The sequence below is a fragment of the Ruegeria sp. HKCCD7251 genome (assembly GCF_013031165.1).
Classification (GTDB): domain Bacteria; phylum Pseudomonadota; class Alphaproteobacteria; order Rhodobacterales; family Rhodobacteraceae; genus Ruegeria.
The window spans coordinates 187,196-206,506 of sequence record NZ_WPZC01000007.1 but is presented as its reverse complement, the minus strand read 5'-3'; the positions used below and the strand labels follow the sequence as shown (position 1 = coordinate 206,506).

The 19,311-nt window shown below is 52.2% G+C and carries 18 protein-coding genes; 4 read left to right on the top strand and 14 right to left on the bottom strand.

Annotation, left to right across the window (positions count from 1 at the left end):
• Nucleotides 1-95: 95 nt before the first annotated feature.
• From GOX75_RS16715 to GOX75_RS16705, 3 genes are all read right to left on the bottom strand, one after another.
• On the bottom strand, nt 96-479 hold the full coding sequence (locus GOX75_RS16715) for a nuclear transport factor 2 family protein (RefSeq protein ID WP_171123467.1): 384 nt from the start codon (nt 477-479) through the stop codon (nt 96-98).
• Nucleotides 480-623: 144 nt separating this feature from the next.
• Nucleotides 624-1,004, bottom strand: coding sequence for a VOC family protein (locus GOX75_RS16710; protein WP_171124963.1), 381 nt, complete (start codon nt 1,002-1,004; stop codon nt 624-626).
• Entirely contained in the window at nt 1,005-1,337 is a 333-nt protein-coding gene (locus GOX75_RS16705; protein WP_256368088.1) for a zinc-binding dehydrogenase, read from the bottom strand.
• A 148-nt stretch (nt 1,338-1,485) separates the two neighbouring features.
• Between GOX75_RS16705 and GOX75_RS16700 the strand changes: the two genes are divergently transcribed.
• On the top strand, nt 1,486-1,692 hold the full coding sequence (locus tag GOX75_RS16700) for a hypothetical protein (RefSeq protein ID WP_171124957.1): 207 nt from the start codon (nt 1,486-1,488) through the stop codon (nt 1,690-1,692).
• A gap of 51 nt (nt 1,693-1,743) precedes the next feature.
• Here GOX75_RS16700 and GOX75_RS16695 read toward each other — a convergent pair whose 3' ends face one another.
• From GOX75_RS16695 to GOX75_RS16680, 4 genes are all read right to left on the bottom strand, one after another.
• Nucleotides 1,744-2,415 (bottom strand): uridine kinase, encoded by a 672-nt coding sequence (locus tag GOX75_RS16695; RefSeq protein ID WP_171124955.1) that lies wholly within the window; start codon nt 2,413-2,415, stop codon nt 1,744-1,746.
• A complete protein-coding gene (locus GOX75_RS16690) occupies nt 2,412-3,194 on the bottom strand; it encodes an ATP-binding cassette domain-containing protein (RefSeq protein WP_174825670.1) in 783 nt (260 codons plus the stop codon). Before GOX75_RS16690 ends, GOX75_RS16695 begins: the two co-directional genes overlap by 4 nt.
• Nucleotides 3,194-4,264, bottom strand: coding sequence for an ABC transporter permease (locus tag GOX75_RS16685; RefSeq protein WP_170353974.1), 1,071 nt, complete (start codon nt 4,262-4,264; stop codon nt 3,194-3,196). Before GOX75_RS16685 ends, GOX75_RS16690 begins: the two co-directional genes overlap by 1 nt.
• Nucleotides 4,265-4,380: 116 nt before the next feature.
• A complete protein-coding gene (locus GOX75_RS16680; RefSeq protein ID WP_170353723.1) occupies nt 4,381-5,400 on the bottom strand; it encodes a sugar ABC transporter substrate-binding protein in 1,020 nt (339 codons plus the stop codon).
• Between the two features lie 185 nt (nt 5,401-5,585).
• On the opposite strand from GOX75_RS16680, the gene GOX75_RS16675 reads away from it, so the two are divergent.
• Nucleotides 5,586-6,785 carry an ROK family transcriptional regulator gene (locus tag GOX75_RS16675; protein ID WP_171124953.1) on the top strand — a complete coding sequence of 400 codons (1,200 nt, stop codon included), beginning with the start codon at nt 5,586-5,588 and terminating at the stop codon, nt 6,783-6,785.
• Nucleotides 6,786-7,110: 325 nt separating this feature from the next.
• On the opposite strand, the gene GOX75_RS16670 is transcribed toward GOX75_RS16675, so the two are convergent.
• The 3 genes from GOX75_RS16670 to GOX75_RS16660 are packed head-to-tail and all read right to left on the bottom strand — an operon-like array spanning nt 7,111 to nt 11,927.
• Nucleotides 7,111-8,235, bottom strand: a complete 1,125-nt coding sequence (locus GOX75_RS16670) for an ABC transporter permease (RefSeq protein ID WP_171123479.1) — start codon at nt 8,233-8,235, stop codon at nt 7,111-7,113.
• Nucleotides 8,236-10,935, bottom strand: a complete 2,700-nt coding sequence (rbbA, locus tag GOX75_RS16665; RefSeq protein WP_171124951.1) for a ribosome-associated ATPase/putative transporter RbbA — start codon at nt 10,933-10,935, stop codon at nt 8,236-8,238.
• Entirely contained in the window at nt 10,932-11,927 is a 996-nt protein-coding gene (locus GOX75_RS16660) for an HlyD family secretion protein (RefSeq protein ID WP_171124945.1), read from the bottom strand. Before GOX75_RS16660 ends, rbbA begins: the two co-directional genes overlap by 4 nt.
• Before the next feature lie 269 nt (nt 11,928-12,196).
• Here GOX75_RS16660 and GOX75_RS16655 point away from each other — a divergent pair, with 269 nt between their 5' ends.
• Nucleotides 12,197-13,900: an alkaline phosphatase family protein gene (locus tag GOX75_RS16655; RefSeq protein ID WP_171124943.1), complete on the top strand. Its 1,704-nt coding sequence runs from the start codon at nt 12,197-12,199 to the stop codon at nt 13,898-13,900.
• Between the two features lie 154 nt (nt 13,901-14,054).
• Here GOX75_RS16655 and GOX75_RS16650 read toward each other — a convergent pair whose 3' ends face one another.
• The 3 genes from GOX75_RS16650 to GOX75_RS16640 form a co-directional block, all read right to left on the bottom strand.
• Nucleotides 14,055-14,471: a cytochrome c gene (locus GOX75_RS16650; protein ID WP_171124941.1), complete on the bottom strand. Its 417-nt coding sequence runs from the start codon at nt 14,469-14,471 to the stop codon at nt 14,055-14,057.
• A 175-nt stretch (nt 14,472-14,646) separates the two neighbouring features.
• The gene (locus tag GOX75_RS16645) at nt 14,647-15,573 is read right to left on the bottom strand and encodes a DMT family transporter (RefSeq protein WP_171124939.1); all 927 of its coding nucleotides are present in this window, start codon (nt 15,571-15,573) and stop codon (nt 14,647-14,649) included.
• Nucleotides 15,574-16,065: 492 nt separating this feature from the next.
• Nucleotides 16,066-16,431 carry a hypothetical protein gene (locus GOX75_RS16640; protein WP_171124937.1) on the bottom strand — a complete coding sequence of 122 codons (366 nt, stop codon included), beginning with the start codon at nt 16,429-16,431 and terminating at the stop codon, nt 16,066-16,068.
• A gap of 318 nt (nt 16,432-16,749) precedes the next feature.
• On the opposite strand from GOX75_RS16640, the gene GOX75_RS16635 reads away from it, so the two are divergent.
• Nucleotides 16,750-18,090 carry an adenylate/guanylate cyclase domain-containing protein gene (locus GOX75_RS16635; RefSeq protein ID WP_171124935.1) on the top strand — a complete coding sequence of 447 codons (1,341 nt, stop codon included), beginning with the start codon at nt 16,750-16,752 and terminating at the stop codon, nt 18,088-18,090.
• A 201-nt stretch (nt 18,091-18,291) separates the two neighbouring features.
• Here the strand turns inward: GOX75_RS16635 and GOX75_RS16630 are convergent, their stop codons facing one another.
• Nucleotides 18,292-19,278, bottom strand: a complete 987-nt coding sequence (locus tag GOX75_RS16630; RefSeq protein WP_171124933.1) for a zinc-dependent alcohol dehydrogenase family protein — start codon at nt 19,276-19,278, stop codon at nt 18,292-18,294.
• Nucleotides 19,279-19,311: the final 33 nt, after the last annotated feature.

Genomic DNA, 19,311 nt, shown 5'->3' with positions numbered 1-19,311 from the left:
GCGGATTTCTTGGATCAGACTTATGCCGTTTGATTATCGCGGTTTAGCCGACAGGAGCTTTCAAAGCTCCATGCACCGCTGTCAGAACGGTTAAGTCAAAACATGCCATTGTCATTCTCGCTGTTTGCCGGAACCTCCTGAAGAACGTCCCAGTGTTCGACAACCTTACCTTCAGCATCCAGGCGAAAAATATCGATACCTGCGTACTCGAGACCATCAGGCCAGATTTGGTGGCAATGCAGAACAACGTGGTCGTCTTCAGCAAACGCACGTTTGATATCCACACGCTTTCCCGGATATTCGGCGGCCATGCGCTCGAAATATTCGATAAACGCTTGCTTGCCGTCGCCAACATGCGGGTTGTGCTGCGTATAGGTATCACCAACAAAGATATCTATGGCTTCCGCAGGCCGACACTCATTGAACATCATTTCGTAGAAAGCAATGACATTCTTCTTGTTGGTTTCGAGGTCCAGCATGCTGATCTCCAATTCGACGCTTGTACCGCCCAAAAATGTTGGTCCGGGTAATTCTTGGAAGCAACCCAGTAATGATCTCGATCACTAATCGGCAAGAATTTACGAGTTTAGTTTTGCGTTCCGACTATTTCGAGTGTTTGTCCCTTACTCGATTTCTTCAAAGTCTATGTGAATGTGATTTCCATCAGGATCGGCCACATGGATTTGGACCATTCGGGCGCCCGGGACGTCAGTTTTGCGGTACTTGATCTGATTCGAGCTCAGTTTTTCTTCGAATGCGCTCAAGCCTGTGGCTGAGAGCGCAAAATGCTCGAGCTTGAGCTTCACTTCGGAGCCGACATTTGGCGTTCCCTCGTGACCCACAAGATGAACCACTGCGTGATCACCCGCATACAACCAAGCTCCGGGGAACGGAAAATCAGGGCGGGTCCCGAGTTTCAAACCCAGGACCTCTTCATACCAAGCAACCATGTCAGGCAACCTAGTCGTCACGATGTTCACATGATCCAGCCGTTCAATTCTCATCTAAAAACCCTCAAGCACGAGCTTTCCTTTGGCCCTGCCGCTTTCAAGGATAGCATGCGTTTTCTTTAAGTTTGTAGCATTGATCCTACCAAGTGTATCGGTCGCTGAGGATCTGATCTTTCCGTCATCTATCAACCCAGCGACCTGATTCAGGATTTCGCTTTGACGGTTCATATCTCCAGTCGCAAAAAGCGACCGAGTGTACATGAACTCCCAATGCAATGAGATCGATTTGGGTTTGAAAGGCGCGATGTCGAAGGTTTCAGGATCATCAATCAACCCAAAGCGACCTTGAGGTGTCATCACCTCTCCAGCTTGGGAAGCATAAAGCAGGGAATGGTTTACCGGACGAACACTTCTCTGCTCTCAAATTGACGGTGGCGGCAGAGGCAGAAAAAAGGCCTGCATCGTCTCATCGCCGCGCTAGAGGAAATCGCTTCAGTGCAAGAATCCGACCCTCCTAGAACCGGGGATCCGGCAGATGACTAACACCTTCGGTTATGATGACATCCGCGGCTCCGTTGAGAAGCACCTCGGAAAAGACAATCTGGGCTGGGTTCGGATTGTCACCGAGTGCTTTGAAGCGATCAAGAAGCACTGCGACCGGCGTGAGGAAAGCTATCCATCGGGCGGCCAGATCAAGCAGAAATTCGGCTCGATTCGGATCTACATTGATGGGACGCAGTAAAACCCGCCTAGAGGTGCTGCTTTAACGGATGGGTGAATCCAATGCGCAAACTCAGAATGCATAGCGCATCCCGAATTCGGTGTAATTCTGGTTCAGTGTAAGATCGGCTTTCCGACTATCACGGATGACACGTTCAGCGTTGGGCAGATCGTTCGTTTTCGCGCGTTGCAACGCGGTTTTCGGATCAAATCCATGCTTGATCCAGCGGTGATGCAACCGCTTTACGAGTTCTTCCAAAGTTGGGCTGACAAAAACCGTTGCGGCATAGACATCCGCCAATGTTCTCCACGGGTCGCTATCCACCAGAAGGTAGTTCCCTTCAACAACAACAGTCCGAGTGTCGGGGTGAACCGCAATCGCGTTGGCAATGGCGAGATCCATTTGACGGTCAAATCTGGGGTGAAATGATTCATGCTGTGCGGATTGTAACTTTTTAATTGCATTGCAAAACCCAATTGCATCGAAGGTTTCTGGCGCGCCTTTTCTCGCCAGAAATCCTCGCGCTTCAAGTACACGATTGTCTAAATGGTAGCCATCCATAGGCACTAACGTGGCTAAAGGAACCGCCGAGTTCTGTTTTGCGTTCAGCGATTGCACAACGGATTCTGCCAGGGTCGACTTTCCGGATGCGGGGGGGCCGGAGATTGCGACAATCGTCCGAACCCCAACCTGCTTCCGGGAGGAGATCAGGTCGCACACGCGCTTTGCATCCTGCTCGATCACGCGGCGTCTTCTTTTGGTGGTTCTTTGGCGCCGGTCATAAAGGCCACGGCGTCGGACATCGTGTAGTCCTTGGGATCAATCGTGCAGAGCCTTTTACCGAGCCGGTGCACATGAATTCGGTCAGCGACTTCGAAGACATGCGGCATGTTGTGGCTGATCAGAATGATCGGAATACCACGCGCCCGTACGTCCTGGATCAGCTCAAGCACCTTGCGGCTTTCCTTCACGCCCAAAGCAGCCGTCGGTTCATCCATAATGATGAACTTGGTCGCAAAGGCGGCTGCGCGCGCAACGGCAACGCCTTGACGCTGGCCGCCAGACAGCGTCTCAATTGCCTGATTGATCGACTGCACTGTCATAAGGCCAAGCTCGGTCAGTTTTTCACGGGCGAACTTCTCCATAGCTGGCCGGTCGAGCTGACGCATGTATTTGCCCATGAACCCCTTTTTGCGGATCTCGCGCCCCATGAACATGTTGTCCGCAATCGAAAGGGCAGGAGACATGGCAAGCTGTTGATAGACAATTTCGATACCCATATTGCGGGCGTCGATTGGAGAGGTAAAGTTTACCTTCTTCCCTTCGATCAGAATCTCGCCCTCATCCGGGATGGTGGCCCCGCAAATCGCCTTGACGATGGAAGATTTACCCGCACCGTTGTCCCCAATAACTGCAAGGATTTCTCCTTTCCGCAGTTCAAAGTCGGAATGGTCGATGGCGGTGACGTGGCCATAGCGCTTCACGATCCCGCGCCCTTGGACGACTGGAGTTGTGTCTGACATTAGCCCGATACCTTTCTGATCCACTGGTCGACTGCGACCGCTGCGATGATGAGAAGACCGATCAACAGGAAGGTCCACTGCGCGTCTGCGCCGAGCAGCCTTAGCCCAAGAGTAAACACGCCGACGATCAGTGCGCCGAATAGTGACCCCAGAATGGACCCCCGTCCACCGAACAAAGAGATACCTCCGATCACAACAGCAGTGATGCTTTCAATGTTGGCCAATTGGCCGGACGTCGGCGAGACTGATCCGATGCGCCCAATCAGAGCCCAGCCCGCGAAGGCACAAATCAAGCCAGACAACATATAGACGGACATGAGTGTTCGATGGACGTTGACACCTGATAGTTCGGCCGCCTCAGGATCGTCACCCACGGCATAGACGTGCCTTCCCCAAGCCGTGTGTTTAAGTGCATAGGCCAACACAAAAATCAGGGCGAGCATGAAAATGACGCCGACAGTAAAGGTCGCTCCACCAATGCTGAACTTGGTTCCAAAGAATTGAAGGAAGGGAGCGTTGGCTTCGATATCCTGACTGCGAATAGTCTCGTTCGCGGAATACAGAAAGTTAGTCGCCAGTACGATCTGCCACATCCCTAGTGTGACAATGAAGGGGGGAAGTTTAACGCGGCTGACAAGCCAGCCGTTCAGTGCTCCGATCAAGGTTCCAACCGCAAGCCCGCACATTACAGCGATTGGCACTGGAATGCCGTATCGGAAAGAGAACTGCCCCATGATAACAGAAGAAAATACCATAATTGCGCCGACGCTCAGATCGATGCCGGCGGTCAGAATAACCAGGCTTTGAGCTGCGGCCACGATTCCGACGATCTGAACCTGCTGGAGGATCAAGGTCATGGCAAAAGGCGAGAAGAACTTCGATCCCAATAGCAGTCCGAAAATCAAAATCGCACCGACCAGAACGATAAGCGGCACAAAAGATGGGTTGACGTGGAGAAGATGCTGCAACCTCCCCAAAACGCCACGCCGATGGTCCTCAAAAGCTGCAACAGTTTCTGTCCTGCTGGCAGCGGATTCAAATTCCTTGGCGCTCTGGTTTGCTTCGGACATATCTCCCCCTTTTCGCGGGCGATGTAATGCCCACGAGATGAGTGTACAGGAAGTTTCGGTTTGCTGGTGAAAGGAGTGATGAGGCGCTCTCATGCGCCTCATACATTAAGTCTGATTTAGCCCCAGCAGAGCTCCAAGCCTTCGGCGACCGAAATCGATTCCACGCCATCAACAGGTTGGTCCGTGATGAGAGCGACTCCGGTATCGTAGAAGTCTTTTCCGGGTGTGTTTTCTGGCTTTACGCCTTCCTCAGCCCACTTTTTAACAGCCTCGACCCCAAGCGAAGCCATCAAAAGCGGATACTGCTGACTTGTAGCTCCAATAACTCCGGCCTGCACATTTTGTACACCGGGGCAGCCACCATCGACCGAAACGATCAGCACATCGTTTTCACGCCCAATGGATTTCAGAGCCTCATAAGCACCTGCCGCTGCTGGTTCATTGATCGTGTGAACAACGTTGATCGTCGAGTCCTTGGCCAAAAGGTTCTCCATGGCGCGGCGCCCACCTTCTTCGTTGCCGTCGGTCACGTCACTGCCGACCAATCGTGCATCAGATTCATCGCCGATGACATTGGGGTCTGCCAGGTCCACACCGAAGCCGTCTAGGAAGCCCTGATTGCGGAGAACGTCCACGGTTGGCTGACTGACGTTAAGATCAAGCGTCGCAATTTTTGCGTCAGCCGCTGCGTCGCCCATCTTTGCCTTCGCCCATTGCCCGATCAATAGGCCAGCTTTGTAGTTGTCTGTCGCAAAGGTTGCGTCAGCGGAGTCAATCGGGCTTAGTGGCGTGTCCAGAGCGATAACCAGCAAGCCAGCATCACGCGCCTGCTGAACAGCGGGGACAATCGAACTTGTGTCCGAAGCCGTCAGGAGAATTCCCTTTGCGCCGTCGAGAATACAAGTTTCAATGGCCTGAACTTGAGTTTCATGGTCGCCGTCGATTTTACCGGCAAAGGCCTTCAAGGTCATGCCAAGCTCTTCAGCCTTGGCCGTTGCGCCTTCCTTCATCTTTACAAAGAATGGATTGGTATCTGTCTTCGTGATCAGACAAACGGTTTCTCCGGCCGCGTGGGCAGATGCGGCAGCCACCGTAAGCGCGGTAGCAGATGCGGCTATCTTGAATAGATTTTTCATGTAGTCCTCCCAGAAAATTGTTGATGCCCCGCATGGCAGGCCAACGAGACTCGCCCTCATCCTCCAATGAAGGTCTAATTCAAGAAACTGTGATTCTAGCCTTTCTGTCAATAAATAAATAAAGTTTATTTATTAATTTACCTAAGCACCTTTTCATAAGAAAATAAGGTGTTTATGTTCAGGCTATGCAAAGAGAGGCGCTCAACACACTGACCGGTGGGGTAAGTCAAAGCGGGGTTCGCGATCACAACGAACGTCTGATTTTGACAGTTTTACAACGGCATGGGCCCGCCGCAGGCGCCGACGTTGCGCGATTAACAGGCCTATCTCCTCAGACCGTATCAATCATTTTGCGCAAGCTTGAAAAAGACACAATTCTCAAGCGTGGAACCCCACTGCGCGGGAAGGTTGGAAAGCCCTCAATCCCTATGGAATTAAATCCGGAAGGCATCTTGTCGGTTGGGATGAAGATCGGGAGGCGTAGCGCCGATCTGCTCTTGATCGACTTTACTGGCACACCGCGTCGCCAACTTTCCACGACTTATGACTATCCGCTACCAGAGGTCATTTTCGGTTTTTTGGAGTCTGGTTTGGAAACGCTTCTGTCCCACGAGCCCCAGAGGCTTCGTGATCGTGTTTGTGGGATCGGTATCGGGACCCCATTTGAACTTTGGAAATGGCACGATCTGTCTGGGCTTGCTGCAAAAAAATTTCGGTCTTGGAGAAACGTGAATTTCTTTTCCGAGGTCGCCAAGTTCAGCGATTTGCCGGTTTTTGTGGTCAACGACGCAACAGCCGCATGTCACGCAGAGCATCTCTATGGGCGTGGGGCAGAATACCGTGACTACTTCTACTTTTTTATTGGCTCAATGATCGGCGGCGGCGTTGCATTGAACGGCACCGTGTTCGAAGGCAACCAAGGCAATGCCGGTGCATTGGGCGCCATGCGCACGACCGGTCCTTTGGGTGAGAGCCAGCAACTGATCGACACGGCGTCGCTGTTTTTGCTTGAGGACCGATTGATAGAAGCGGGTGTCGACCCGGGGATTCTATGGAAGAAGCCGCAGAATTGGAGCAGCATTTCTCGCTATGTAGAACCATGGATTGGCACCACGGCGCAAGAATTAGCTAAGGCCGCTCTTTCAATCTGTGCTGTCATCGACTTCGAGGCCATTTTTATCGATGGCGCGTTCCCGCCTGAAATTCGGGAAGAACTGGTGTCAAGGGTTCGCCGTTACTTAATCAACCAAGACAAACGCGGTTTGATTCCTCCGGTCGTGGAGGCTGCAGCGGTTGGGGAAAACGCTCGTGGCATTGGGGCGGCTAGCAGCCCAATTTTCCGCCAGTTTCTATTGAATACCAACGCTGGGCTTTCTGGAATGTAGCCAGAACTCATCGAAGTCAAAGTTTCAAAGTAGGAAGAAGCCGCTAGTAATGCTTTAAGAGACCGCTTTTGAACGCTGCTTTGGCACATGCGAGCTCAGCTTGAATTGGACCAAATACCGGCCGCGAACAACCGCTTTGAAAGACTGCGTCGCAAGCTTATCACTTAGCACCTAACGTCGGTTATAGTACGAACATGACTAGAGATATCTAGGCTAACGCTCATACAGTCGCTGATGCCCTGACTTATGACCAGCAGATATCCAAACTGTCTTCAGAGGCGGAGTAGCTAGCGCTCCAATCTGTCAAAGCCAACAGATTGGAGCGCTAGCTGATCTGCGCAAGAGAACGCCGAAAAAGCCGTAAACTCATTAACAACAAAGCCGTTCCCAACAACGTCATCCAAACGAATTCCGGCCAGACAGTCTCAATACCAGCGCCTTTGAAAACAATAGCCTGACTTGCTGACATGTAGTGGCGTGACGGCAGAACCAAAGTACCTGCCTGCAACCACGCCGGCTGCCCTTCAATTGGGGTCTCTCCACCTGACAGCATTAGCATTGGCAGCACAATCAACATGACCAGAAGCGCGAACTGCGCCATAGAGCGCGCAATGGTTGCCAGAAACACCCCAAGCGCCGTCGCAGTAAAAAGAAACAACGCCGTGCCAACCAAAAACAACATCTTGGGTCCAGCGATACTAATGCCCAGAGAACCCTGCATCACAAAGGTTAGTGAAAGACCAGTCGCGACCAAAACCACTGCTGCATTCGCCCAAATCTTGGCAATGGCAATGTCAAATGGAGCAAGAGGCATGGCAAGGAGATGTTCAATGGTCCCGTGCTCTCGCTCTCTAATCATTGCCGCTCCGGTCAATATAGTTGTGAGCCACATGATCTGGCCGATCAAAGCAACGATACCAGCAAAACGTACAGTATCTCTATTTGGGTTGAAGGCGCTTCTAAGAATGACACTGATTGAGGGAGCATTTACTAGATCGATACCAATTGCATAGCGATGTATTTCAGCGCTCAAGATACTGGTGATGTAGTTTGCACCAATACCGGCCTGTTCCATGGCGGTTGCGTCAATAAGAACTTGAATCTCCGGACTGTGCCCTGCGCGCAGATCCTTTTCGAATCCGGGGGGCACAGCCACAACGAAAATAAAGCGCCCAGCGTCCATGTACGCAGGTCCTTTTCCGGGTTCGATTTGGACGACCGGTTGGAACTCTGGTGGGAAAAACGCTGTGGCAAGTGCTCGAGAAAGTGGCGAGTCGTCTTCATCCGCAAACGCTATCGAGGCGTTGTTTACAGAACTTGCCACTCCCGTTGCTTCCATGATCGGGGCCAGCGTGAACGACCAGACCAACAATGCCATCATCACCCAATCACGGCGCAGGCTCATCACTTCCTTCAAACCTAGCCAGAATATGCAGTAGAAGCGCTGCATTCACTTCTCCTGCGCCCGAAGACATACGGCTGCGATCAGTGTCAGAACTGGTCCGAAGCAGGCGAGGGCCAGAATGTCCGGCGCAAGGGCCTCCCAACCCAAACCTTTAGTGAAGGCACCAACGTTTAGGTGTAGGAAATATGAGGAAGGCCAAAATGAGCCCACCACTTGTGCGCCTCCTTCAAGCGTTGAAACAGGTTGCAACAGACCTGAGAACTGGATTGTTGGGACAACTGAGGCGATGGCAGTTGCAAATGTCGCGGCCACCTGACTGGATGTCATTGTAGCGATCAACAGCCCGTAGGATGTCGTTGCCCAAACGTAAAGAAGGGCACCAACAGCCAAAGGGAAAGGATTTCCTTTTAGCGGCACCCCGAAAAGAAAAACGGTCATTCCGGCCAAAAGCAGAAAATTTGCGTAGGCGATCAAAATGTACGGAATTTGTTTGCCGACTAGAAATTCAAGCCGCGTGGTTGGTGTCACGTAGAAATTGACAACTGACCCCAGTTCTCGTTCCCTTGCTACGCTTACGGCAGTCAAAACAGCTGGCAACATAATCAGTAAGATAGCAGGCATTGCCGGAGCCATCGCGGCGATACTTTCAAAGCTCTGATTGTAGCGAAACCGAGGTTCGATCCTGGCGATATCTATCTGGCTTTTGCCATTGTTAAGGGCATATTCCGCGAGAAATGATTGGTGCAATCCGGAAACATAACCTTCAACCGTCTCACCCTTAAATGGGATAGCACCGTCTACAGTTGCAAGTATCTGGGTTGGTTCACCCGTACTCATCTTTCGGTCAAAGTCAGGTGGTAACTCAACAACCAGAGAGACCTCACCTGACACTAGACGGTCGCGCCCTTCGCTGGCGCTTTGCAGCGGCGATTTGGCTTTAAAGTAGGACGATCCGGCGAATTCAGCCGCATAAGCACGACTCTTCGGCCCCTGAGAACGGTCAAGTACCGCGAATTCAAGCTCATCGATATCCAGCGTAATTCCAAAGCAAAAAACCAACATTAGAATAGCAGAACCCAGAAACGCGAAAGCCAGACGCACCGGGTCACGAGCTACTTCAACGGTCTCGCGCCGCGCATAGGCCAATACACGAGAAAACGCTCCTCCCCCGGCGTGGGATCTGGCCCTAAAACCGACCTTTGGCGCGACAACAGAGACTGGTTTTTCTGCTGCTTCCAATATCGAAATGAAGGCGTCTTCAAGGTTTTCCGCCCCTTCAACGGCGATCAGTTCAGCCGGAGTACCTTCCGCTAGAACTCTACCAGCATGCATAAACGAAACGCGATCACAGCGTTCCGCCTCACCCATGAAATGAGTGGACACAAAGATCGTTACCGACTCATTTCGCGACAGCTCAATCAACAAGTCCCAGAAGGAATCGCGCGCCTCTGGATCCACACCGGATGTTGGTTCGTCGAGTATTAGCACCCGCGGACGGTGGATCACTGCTACTGCTAGCGACAGTCGCTGTTTGATCCCTAGAGGCAGTGCCGTCGCCAACGTATGCCGGTGCTCTTCGAGCCCAAAGCGCTCAGTGAGTTCCGAAACACGTTGTTCTCGGTCGGCAATTGCAAATATCCGCGCATGCAATTGTAGGTTCTGATGGGCCGACAACTCGCCATACAAGGAAAAGGCCTGGCTCATGTAGCCTATTTCACGCCTCATTTTTCGGTCATATGCATCGACAGGGTTGCCAAACAGCAGTGCTTCGCCTGAGCTGGATGGTAACAATCCAGTTAACATCTTCATTGTCGTGGACTTGCCGCAACCGTTTGATCCTAGAAACCCGAATATCTCTCCGCGATTGATTGTGAAGTCGACGTTGTCTACGGCCGTGAAATCACCAAAGCGTCGTGTCAGTCCACGCGCAACTATCACTGGGCTTGCTTCGATCTTCCCATTCGTTTTGTTTTTCCCCGCCGGTTCGACAGGCAACTCCCGCGCTCTCAGACGACGATATGCAATTTCGAGGTCATCATCACTCCCTTTCAATTCGGCGGGCTTCCCATGAAAGATGACTTGACCCGCGTCCATCGCGACAATCCGGTCAAAACCGTCGGCTTCATCCATGTACGCCGTCGACACTAACACCGACAGCTCAGGGTTTTTTTCTCGGATTGCGTCAATCAAAGCCCAGAACTGCCGACGCGACAACGGGTCGACCCCGGTCGTTGGCTCATCCAAAACCAAAAGTTTGGGGTCATGGATTAAAGCACAGCACAGGCCTAGTTTTTGCTTCATCCCACCCGAGAGCTTGCCCATCAGACGGTCTTCAAACTGCGCAAGCCCTGTCGCAGCCAATAGCGCTGCGATACGTTCGTCCCGCTCTGAATGCCCTTGAGCAAAGAGACCAGAGAAGAACTCGAGGTTCTCACGTACAGACAGCTCCGGATACAGGTTTCGACCCAGCCCTTGCGGCATGAACGCGATGGCTGGGCAAATGTTGTGTCGATGACCAGAATCGCCAATCGGGCCGCCTAAAACGTCGATATTGCCGCACTGCAGTTTCTTCGCGCCAGTGATCAAACCAAGCAGTGTAGACTTTCCCACCCCATCCGGCCCGATAAAGCCAACAAGCTGGCCGCCTGGCAGTTCTAACGAAACAGAATCCAATGCGACATGCTTGCGATAACGGTGCGTAACACCTGAAATGTGAATATCGCAGGCGTCATCCTCAACTCTCATTCGAACAGCTCTTCTGGGATGCGTTGTTCAAGCGCCTCAGGCCAAGCAGCGGCTGGGTTCAGCCGGATCACCGCGACACCGCGCAGACCGGTTTTGACGTGCTCAATCCGACTTTCAACCAAGTCTATTGGGATACGGACGCGAACGCGAAAAACCAGTTGCTCTCGCTCATCCAGGGTCTCGACCTGTTTGGGGGTGAATTGGGCCTCGGGAGAAACAAAGCTCACGTATGCAGGTATCGCATATTCCGGCAAAGCGTCGAGCACGATGCGAGCCTCAGCTCCAATGGGCAAAAGTCCGGCTTCACGCGCCGGAAGAAAAACTTCCATGTAAACATTCTCAAGACCAAGAATAGTCAGGATTGGTTCGCCTGCGCCAACGACCTCTCCGGGTTCTGCAAGCCGGTAAAGCACGCGGCCGGGCAAAGGTGCCACTAAAGCGCTGTCTTCAATCTGTGCTTCGATCCTGCGTACTTCCGCCTCAGCGGCAGCAATACGGCTTTCTGCGGTTGCGACTCGGGCTTTGGCGGCGCCCAATACTGCTGTAGCAACCTTATGAGTGGTATCGCGATCTTCAAAAATAGTTTTGGAGATATTTTGACCTGCCAGCAACGCCGTGGCACGATCAAGCTCTTGCTCGGCCCTGCGCTGTTCGCTTTCGCGTTGCACAACGAGCGCTTCTGCTTCAGCCCTTGTCTGATTTGCCAAGGCTACTTCGGCTCTAGCCCGATCCAGGTCCGCAGATTGCTCGTCTATGTCCATTTCGGCCAAGATTTGACCGGCTGCAACCATACTGCCCTCTGTTGCCGTTACCTTCGCAACCCGACCTGCATTAGTTGGTGCTATTTCGACTTGTTCCGCTTCAACCCGCCCGTTTCCTTGCACAAATCCGACCGGCAATTCATCGCCATCCTCGGCAACAACGACATACAGCAACGCACCAGCAATTACCAAACCAGCCAAAATAAGAAAAACCGATAGGTTTTTGGTCATAGCGTTTCACCTGAAACAGGGTTTCTGGCGCAGAGTTTAGTGTCTCAAAAGACCCAAAGCCTTGTTTTGGATCAAAACCGATCCGGGCACCTCAGTTCCAAGAATTTGTTTGTATGAACACCGGTTTGGGTGTTGCAGGCTCTTTCGCGATAGGTCGGAAGAAGTAGACTTGAAGCGTTTTTGTAATCAGTTTGGTATTGAAACGGGTGTTCTAACGCGCAATTGCGGTCGCCGCCAACCTGCTGCGCAATACAGCGAAAGGAAGCACTATGACCAAAACACTGAGAGCTTGTTTGTCTTTGTGGTTGGTTTCAATCGCTCCTGCGTATGCGCAAGAACCTCCTCGTCTCGTTTTGCAGCTGACCGTTGACGCATTTCGGGGCGATCTGCCGACACGCTACTTTGAGAATCTTGGGGAGGGTGGCCTTAAGTATTTACTTGAAAACGGTGTACACTATGTGGACGCCCATCATTGCCATGCCAATACAGAGACTGTTGTCGGGCACGCCACATTGGCCACCGGGGCAACACCGGCAGTGCATGGGATGATCGGAAACATATGGTTCGACAGAACCTTGGACCGCGTTGTCTACAACGTTGAAGACAGCACCGCTCCGCTTCTTGGAGATGGCGCTGGCGTCAATGACGATATTGAAATTGACCCGACTCAGGCGGCAGCTGGCACAGATGGGCGGTCACCAAGCGCTATGCTTGTTACTACGCTTTCGGACGAATTAAGCGCCTCCACTGCTGGTGCGGCCAAGGTCTTTGGAGTTTCAATCAAGGATCGTGGGGCTATTACAATGGCGGGACAAAGCGGCAAAGCCTTCTGGTTCTCAAAAGCCGCAAATCGTTTTGTCACAAGCTCCTATTACTACGACAAATACCCGGATTGGGTTTCCGCATGGAATAACGCATCGCCGAGCGCCTCCTTTGAAGGAACCTCTTGGGAGTTGATGCACCCAAAGGAAGCCTATCTCTTTGGCGACCGCGACAACCAACCATGGGAGACGGATGTCGCCGGGTTCGGCACAACCTTTCCTCATCGCTATTCTTCGACGCAAAATGGGTTTGACCCGCTGGAAAATCCCTACTTTACGACCTTTTTAACGCTTAGCCCCGCTGGCGACGATCTGACGGCGCAATTTGCCAAACGATTGATCGCTGCCGAGGATATCGGGCAAGACGCGGTAACGGATTATCTGGCGATTAGCTTCTCGTCCGTGGATTACGTAAACCATGTGTTTGGCCCCTCCAGTCTTGAAGCCGAGGACACGATATACCGCCTCGATCAGACTCTAATGAATCTCTTCGCGTTTATCGACGAACGGATTGGGCTGGAAAACGTTTTGATCGTTCTATCGGCGGACCACGGCACCACCGATGCGCCGGGCTATTTGGAGAGTGTTGGCATCCAAACTGGCCTTGTTGCTCCGGACACATGGGACCCGACGGAACAGATAGCCAGGCTTAAGGAGCGGTTTGGGATCACCGGGAAACTGCTTGAGGGTTATAATCACCCCTATCTCAATATCGCCCCTGAAGTATTGGCTCGCCGTGATATTGATTTACCCACGCTGGAGTCAGCTATTGCAGAAGAGCTTCTATCCTTTCCCGATGTGGCATTCGCCGTCCCCAGTACGGCTATCGAAGCAAACCTCCTACCCGATACCGACATCATGCGCTTGGTCCGCAACAACTACCACCCCACCCGATCCGGGAACATATACGTAATTTTCAAACCCGGCTGGTTCATCGCAGACTTCGATGGTCTGTCCGTCACATCCACCCACGGGTCACCGTGGCGCGGTGACACACATGTGCCGATTTTCTTTGCTGGAGCGAACTTAAAATCGCAACGGGTTGCACGCCGGGTTTGTACGACTGCTATCGCATCCACACTGTCTGCATTATTAAGTACGGCACGTCCTAATGGTGCGAGCGGTGAGGTACTACAAGAAGTCTTGGATTAGACCGCTGTGAAGCGCGAGACCTGATATTGAAGCAAGCTAGGCCAGACCGCGACGGCATCGTCTACAAGTCGATCCGTATATTCGTTGCTTCCAGGCAATTACGGCACCCGCCCAACGCAGCACTCTTTTGCGTACTCAACTGCGAAGCAGAACTTCACGGAACATATCGTTCCGGCTTCGGAGACTGAATACTCTCCAAATACTCAGCAATTTCGATTAGTCTGGAAGGAATACGCGTAACCAAACCATTCCCCGTATCAAATTCGACAGTAGGGCCGTCGTTCAACTCGGTGATTATAGGCATGTCATCGCGAGGTTCTTGAACTTTCAAATAACCGTCCAAGATCGACATGACCTCCAACATGGGCCACACACCCCCTCTGCGTTCGGAAATCTTTGTTAAATCAGCAGGCTCTGTTTTCAAATCAGCTGCGTCAGGTCCTTTTCCATTTGCATCGATTCCGTGACATCTGGCGCAATGCTCGACAAAGAGGTCTTTGCCAAGGTCCGAAAACTCATCGGCCGCAGATATCGTCGCAACCGAAGAAATGCCCATGCTTGCAACGATCATAAAGTACCTCATAAGCCGGAGGTCCTTTGCTAAACGAGAGTTCACTACAACAAAAATGGACCGACATCTTCCCCCGGTCAACGTCGGTCGTTTAACACATAACGTTCGCTACCCGCTTCGGGCCGCAAGCAGCCAGCTATGCTCACCGCAAAGAACAGCAGTACCAAGCCCAGTACTACCGCCTTGGTGATTTTGCGAGCACGCTAGATACGGTGCGCGTCTTTCTACTTCTTGTGATCGCGATTGCGCCCAGCACTAAGGCACATGCAAAAGCTTGAGGAAAAGAGATGGCTTCGCCAAAAGCAAGATATCCCACGGCAAACATTGTGGGCAATTCGATGCTTCCGACGACCGCAGTTTGGGAAGCCCCAATAACAGGTGAGCATATTGTGTAGATAAGCTGGGGCACGAAAGCGGTAACCAGACCAATACCAACAATGAAAAGCCAAACGGATTGTTCCCTTGGGAGAAGCTCTCCAACCTCAGCACCAAGGATGAGCGGTGCGAGGCCCAGTACAGACCCCAGAGAAACTGACGCGATACGTGCCAACGGCGTAATCCGTGACAACCTATGTACCAGGACACAAATTCCGAAGCCAAACCCAAATGGGGCGGCAAGGGATAGCAGCAGCGTTGGTAGGTGTTCCGCAGCCACTGACGCAGGTGAGCCAGCAATGACAGCTGCCACCACAATCAGGCCAGCGGCCAACACGGCGCGTCGCGTGGGTGCATCGCAAAACACAGCCCAAGCAATAACTAGGGTGAACACCGGATAGGTCATGTAAAGCACACCCACTGTCGATGCGGGCAGTTTCTCCAGCGCTGTTACATATCCGATCCAACCAAGCCCCATTACGGCTCCGGCGGAAAGACCCCAAGTGATCTCTCGCCATTCTTTTCGGTGCACGATGAGAACGGGAAGCAGAAGAAGAGCTGCAACAATGTAGCGGTAGAATGCGACCGCATAGGGTGCAACACCCTGTTCGGTTAGGCTGCGGCTGAAGTAGGGAACCAGCCCGAAACAGATTGAAGCAAAAAGAACACCAATAACCGCAAATGCATAAGGGATGGATGGTCGATTTCGCGCAGATGTCGTTGCCATAATCTGGAGCTATCACGCATTTGAATTTTCGTCTTTAGTGATTCTACGAACGACTGCTTTGTCCGCCTAGCAGTCGTTGAGTGTAACTCACTTAACATCGGCACCAAGCCCGGAGCGTTCGTTGAAAAATGGAATTTAGCAATTTTCATCTCGATGGAAAGCCCCACCAAGTTTGACCAGCAATCTGCCGGGGACCAGCAAAATCGCTTAAACTTAGATGGGGCTGAGTGCTGGTGGTGAAACACCTGTTAACGAAGTAGGCCAAACTATTTAGAAGGCAAAACAACTGCTGCGTACTAGTTGACCACCATTGCACACCTGTACCTCCAAATGAGACATGCGATGTGATTTAGCGAATGACCGCACCGAGCCCAAAGCAGTCGGTGAAGTGCCGTGGACAAGATGCCATGAGCGAACGACTGGCTAGAGATCAAAATAACTAGTCCGGTCTTAGTAGGACGGTGCGAAAGGTGGACTGGACTGCCAACTCGACTAATCACAGTCCTTTCCCGTTTCATGCTTCAAATCTTTACACGCTTCATCGACTTCTTCTTCTAGATCGGCGCGAACGTCGTCGGCCTCGTCTTCCAACTCGTCGCGAACTTCGTCAGCTTCATCCTCCAATTCATCTCGGACTTCATCGCCGACTTTCTCGCCTGCGTCCTTCACAGCGTCGCGCGCATCGCCGTCGATCCGATCCCCATCAACCCGATCCCCTCTATTGTCCACGCGATCCTGCGCTCTATCGGCACCTCTATCGCCAACATCACGTGCTTCGGCGACTATGGGCATGTTGATTGAGGCTGCAGCTATTAACGACAAGCATAAAGGAGCGACAGGTCGGAGACGGTTTTTCATGGATTTTCCATTCAAAGTTCTGGCAATTTTAAACCGGAGCAACGCCTTAGATTCTAATTACTCACTCGAGATTAATTCGCCAAAAATGACCGTCAAGTTGCACGTCAAACTGCGCGCGCCCTGCTTATAAAACACCGGTTAGGCACGTACCGCATTGTGACTGAGACATTCTAGTCTGTGTCGTTCGCAATGCCTACATTTAGCGGAATTAACCGAGCATCCAATTCGAGCCCAAAGCGGACAGAGTTGTATTGCTTCTCCGTCCATGCGTGAGAATGACTTAGCGATTTGGCGTGAATAGGTTAGACTGTCTGGCGCATGTCAGAAACCGTTCAAGAAAGAGTACGATCACGCGGCGGCGCGGCTTTCGCCGAAGAAGAACGCCAAGGCATGATGCTCGCCGCAAAGGTCCGCACTATTGCTCTTGCACTTGTTCTACTGTGGCAAGCCATTGATAGCCCGGAAACTGGGCCATCATATTATTTTGCTCTTCTTGAAATCTTCGCTTTTGTTTTGCTCGGTGGTTTGCAGTACATCGCAGCATACTCGCGTCTTGGCAGACGCAGCATTCAGTACGTGTTCGTTACGTTAGACTGCCTGTTGCTGGCGGTAGTTTTCAGTCTCGGTTCGCCGTTTTCCGACATTTCGTGGCCGCCAGCCATTTCGATGAACTCCGCGCGTTTCTTATACTTTTTGATGTTTCTGATGCAGGCATCCTTCAGCTTTCGGCCTTTCTTGGTTGTCTGGTGCGGTATCAGTATAGCGATTGCTCGCATCGGCATGTGGGTATGGTTTTTGAGCCTACCAGGTTCGTACAGTAATCTGGACTTGCCGGAACAGACAGTTGAAGCCTGGCTTGCCGGAGGCACTGACCTCAATTTTCTGTTTCTGGGATATGCCGCCACAGAATTGCTGGTTGTTGTGATATTGTCTGCGGGGTTTGCTATCGTTGTTACGCGATCTCGGCGGCTCGTTAGCAATCTCCTTTCTACAGAGAGGAAGCGGGCCAGTCTGGCAAGATACTTTTCACCAAATGTAGTCGACCAATTAAGCAGATCAGGTGTTGGTATTTCAGCCGGTAAACACCAAAAAGTTGCAGTACTTTTTGCGGACATCATAGGGTTCACAAAACTCTGCGAAAAAGCGTCTGCCGATGAGGTGATTGAGCTTCTTAGAGGCTATCATGACCGCTTGGGTAAGGCGGTATTTAGAAACTCGGGCACCTTGGATAAGTACATTGGCGACGGGCTGATGGCGACCTTTGGAACTCCCAACCCGAACCCTCACGACCCCGAAAACGCACTAAACAGCGCTTATGAAATGCTCGAGGCATTGGACGAGTGGAACGCTGAAAGAGCGTTGTCGGGCGAAGATCCGATCCGTGTTGGGATCGGACTGCACTGGGGCGCCGTGGTCGCCGGGGACATAGGGAATGAACGGCGCTTGGAATACAGCGTGATTGGCGACACTGTGAACATCGCAAGCAGGATCGAACACTTAACCAGACAACTGAACACTCGGCTGATTGTGAGCGACGATTTGGTTTGTGCTATCAAACAGCATAACCCAAATGCCAATCTTGATCCCTTGATTGATGCAGGTCTTCAGAAAATCCGCGGCAGAACGTCCGAAGTGAAGGTCTGGAAATACTCCAAGTAGCGACAGCGATCTCGATTGACCGTTTCGTCCGCTAAGCTGACATTCAAGCAAGTTGCTACGAACGACCGCAGGGAGCCCAGAGTGACCAATGCTGCAATAAGCACTAAGGTCAGCTAAGCACCGATAGCCGACATCAATTGCAGTTTAAACTGAGATAGCGCGCAAGGTCATTGCACGCGCACCATTCCCAGCTAAATCTGATTACATCTCCACAACGACTTTTCCGACTGCAGCTCCATTTGTCAGGTGCGCATAGGCGGCACCGACATTCGTCCACCCAAACGCCTGTTCGTCAACAATCGGTTTGAGCCCGCCGGCGTCTGCCAGTTCCGCTAGTGTCCGCAAGATGTCCCCATGGGTTTGCCGTTCGACATCGTGCATCATCGGGATCAACATGAAAACGACATGCAGAGACAGACCTTTGAAATGCGCGGGCGTCAAATCAATCTCGACCATCGCAACCGTTGAAGCGACTTGACCATTGAGTTTCGCCGCTTCGAACGAGTTAGTCATATTCGGTCCACCCACGCTGTCAAACACCACGTCGAAGCCTACACCATCGGTGTGCTCAGCCACGTAGTCCTCAACCTTTTCCGTTGTGAAGTCCAAGGGACGCGCACCGATACTCTCGATCAGAGCCATCTGATCTGCGCCACGACCTGTCGCCGAAACGGTGGCGCCGAGGTGTCGGGCGATCTGAACGGCGACATGACCAACACCACCGGCGCCGCCTTGGACGAGTACGGTTTGCCCTTGGCCAACATCGGCGCGCGTCAATCCTTCGTATGCGGTGATGCCAACGAGAGGCAGTGCTGCGGCTTCTCGCATGCTCAGCGACTTAGGTTTGCGGGCAATCAGGCGGGCATCCGCATTAATGTACTCTGCCAAAGAGCCCGGCAAGTCCATTAAGCCTCCGGCACAGCCATACACCTCATCGCCCTTGGCAAAACCCGTCACACCTTCGCCAATTGCGACGACTGTGCCAGCAAAGTCCATGCCGAGCACCGCGGGTAGTGCGGGGGAAAGGGGTAGGTCAGCGCCCATGCTTCGGATCATTGTGTCGACCGTGTTGACGCTGGCGGCGGCTACTTTGACGATCACGTGTCCAGAAGTCGCGACCGGGTCGGGCATATCTACAATCTCGAACGGCGCATCTGGCCCGTATGAATTTAGAACCATTGCTTTCATTGGTTTGTTCCTTTTTGTGACGTAATATCAGGG

Excerpts from the sequence above, each read along its gene's own strand:
- GOX75_RS16715 (WP_171123467.1), bottom strand. The coding sequence starts at position 479 with ATGCTGGACCTCGAAACCAACAAGAAGAATGTCATTGCTTTCTACGAA.
- GOX75_RS16710 (WP_171124963.1), bottom strand. The coding sequence starts at position 1,004 with ATGAGAATTGAACGGCTGGATCATGTGAACATCGTGACGACTAGGTTG.
- GOX75_RS16700 (WP_171124957.1), top strand. The coding sequence starts at position 1,486 with ATGACTAACACCTTCGGTTATGATGACATCCGCGGCTCCGTTGAGAAG.
- GOX75_RS16690 (WP_174825670.1), bottom strand. The coding sequence starts at position 3,194 with ATGTCAGACACAACTCCAGTCGTCCAAGGGCGCGGGATCGTGAAGCGC.
- GOX75_RS16685 (WP_170353974.1), bottom strand. The coding sequence starts at position 4,264 with ATGTCCGAAGCAAACCAGAGCGCCAAGGAATTTGAATCCGCTGCCAGC.
- GOX75_RS16680 (WP_170353723.1), bottom strand. The coding sequence starts at position 5,400 with ATGAAAAATCTATTCAAGATAGCCGCATCTGCTACCGCGCTTACGGTG.
- GOX75_RS16675 (WP_171124953.1), top strand. The coding sequence starts at position 5,586 with ATGCAAAGAGAGGCGCTCAACACACTGACCGGTGGGGTAAGTCAAAGC.
- GOX75_RS16670 (WP_171123479.1), bottom strand. The coding sequence starts at position 8,235 with ATGCAGCGCTTCTACTGCATATTCTGGCTAGGTTTGAAGGAAGTGATG.
- rbbA (WP_171124951.1), bottom strand. The coding sequence starts at position 10,935 with ATGAGAGTTGAGGATGACGCCTGCGATATTCACATTTCAGGTGTTACG.
- GOX75_RS16660 (WP_171124945.1), bottom strand. The coding sequence starts at position 11,927 with ATGACCAAAAACCTATCGGTTTTTCTTATTTTGGCTGGTTTGGTAATT.
- GOX75_RS16655 (WP_171124943.1), top strand. The coding sequence starts at position 12,197 with ATGACCAAAACACTGAGAGCTTGTTTGTCTTTGTGGTTGGTTTCAATC.
- GOX75_RS16650 (WP_171124941.1), bottom strand. The coding sequence starts at position 14,471 with ATGATCGTTGCAAGCATGGGCATTTCTTCGGTTGCGACGATATCTGCG.
- GOX75_RS16645 (WP_171124939.1), bottom strand. The coding sequence starts at position 15,573 with ATGGCAACGACATCTGCGCGAAATCGACCATCCATCCCTTATGCATTT.
- GOX75_RS16640 (WP_171124937.1), bottom strand. The coding sequence starts at position 16,431 with ATGAAAAACCGTCTCCGACCTGTCGCTCCTTTATGCTTGTCGTTAATA.
- GOX75_RS16635 (WP_171124935.1), top strand. The coding sequence starts at position 16,750 with ATGTCAGAAACCGTTCAAGAAAGAGTACGATCACGCGGCGGCGCGGCT.
- GOX75_RS16630 (WP_171124933.1), bottom strand. The coding sequence starts at position 19,278 with ATGAAAGCAATGGTTCTAAATTCATACGGGCCAGATGCGCCGTTCGAG.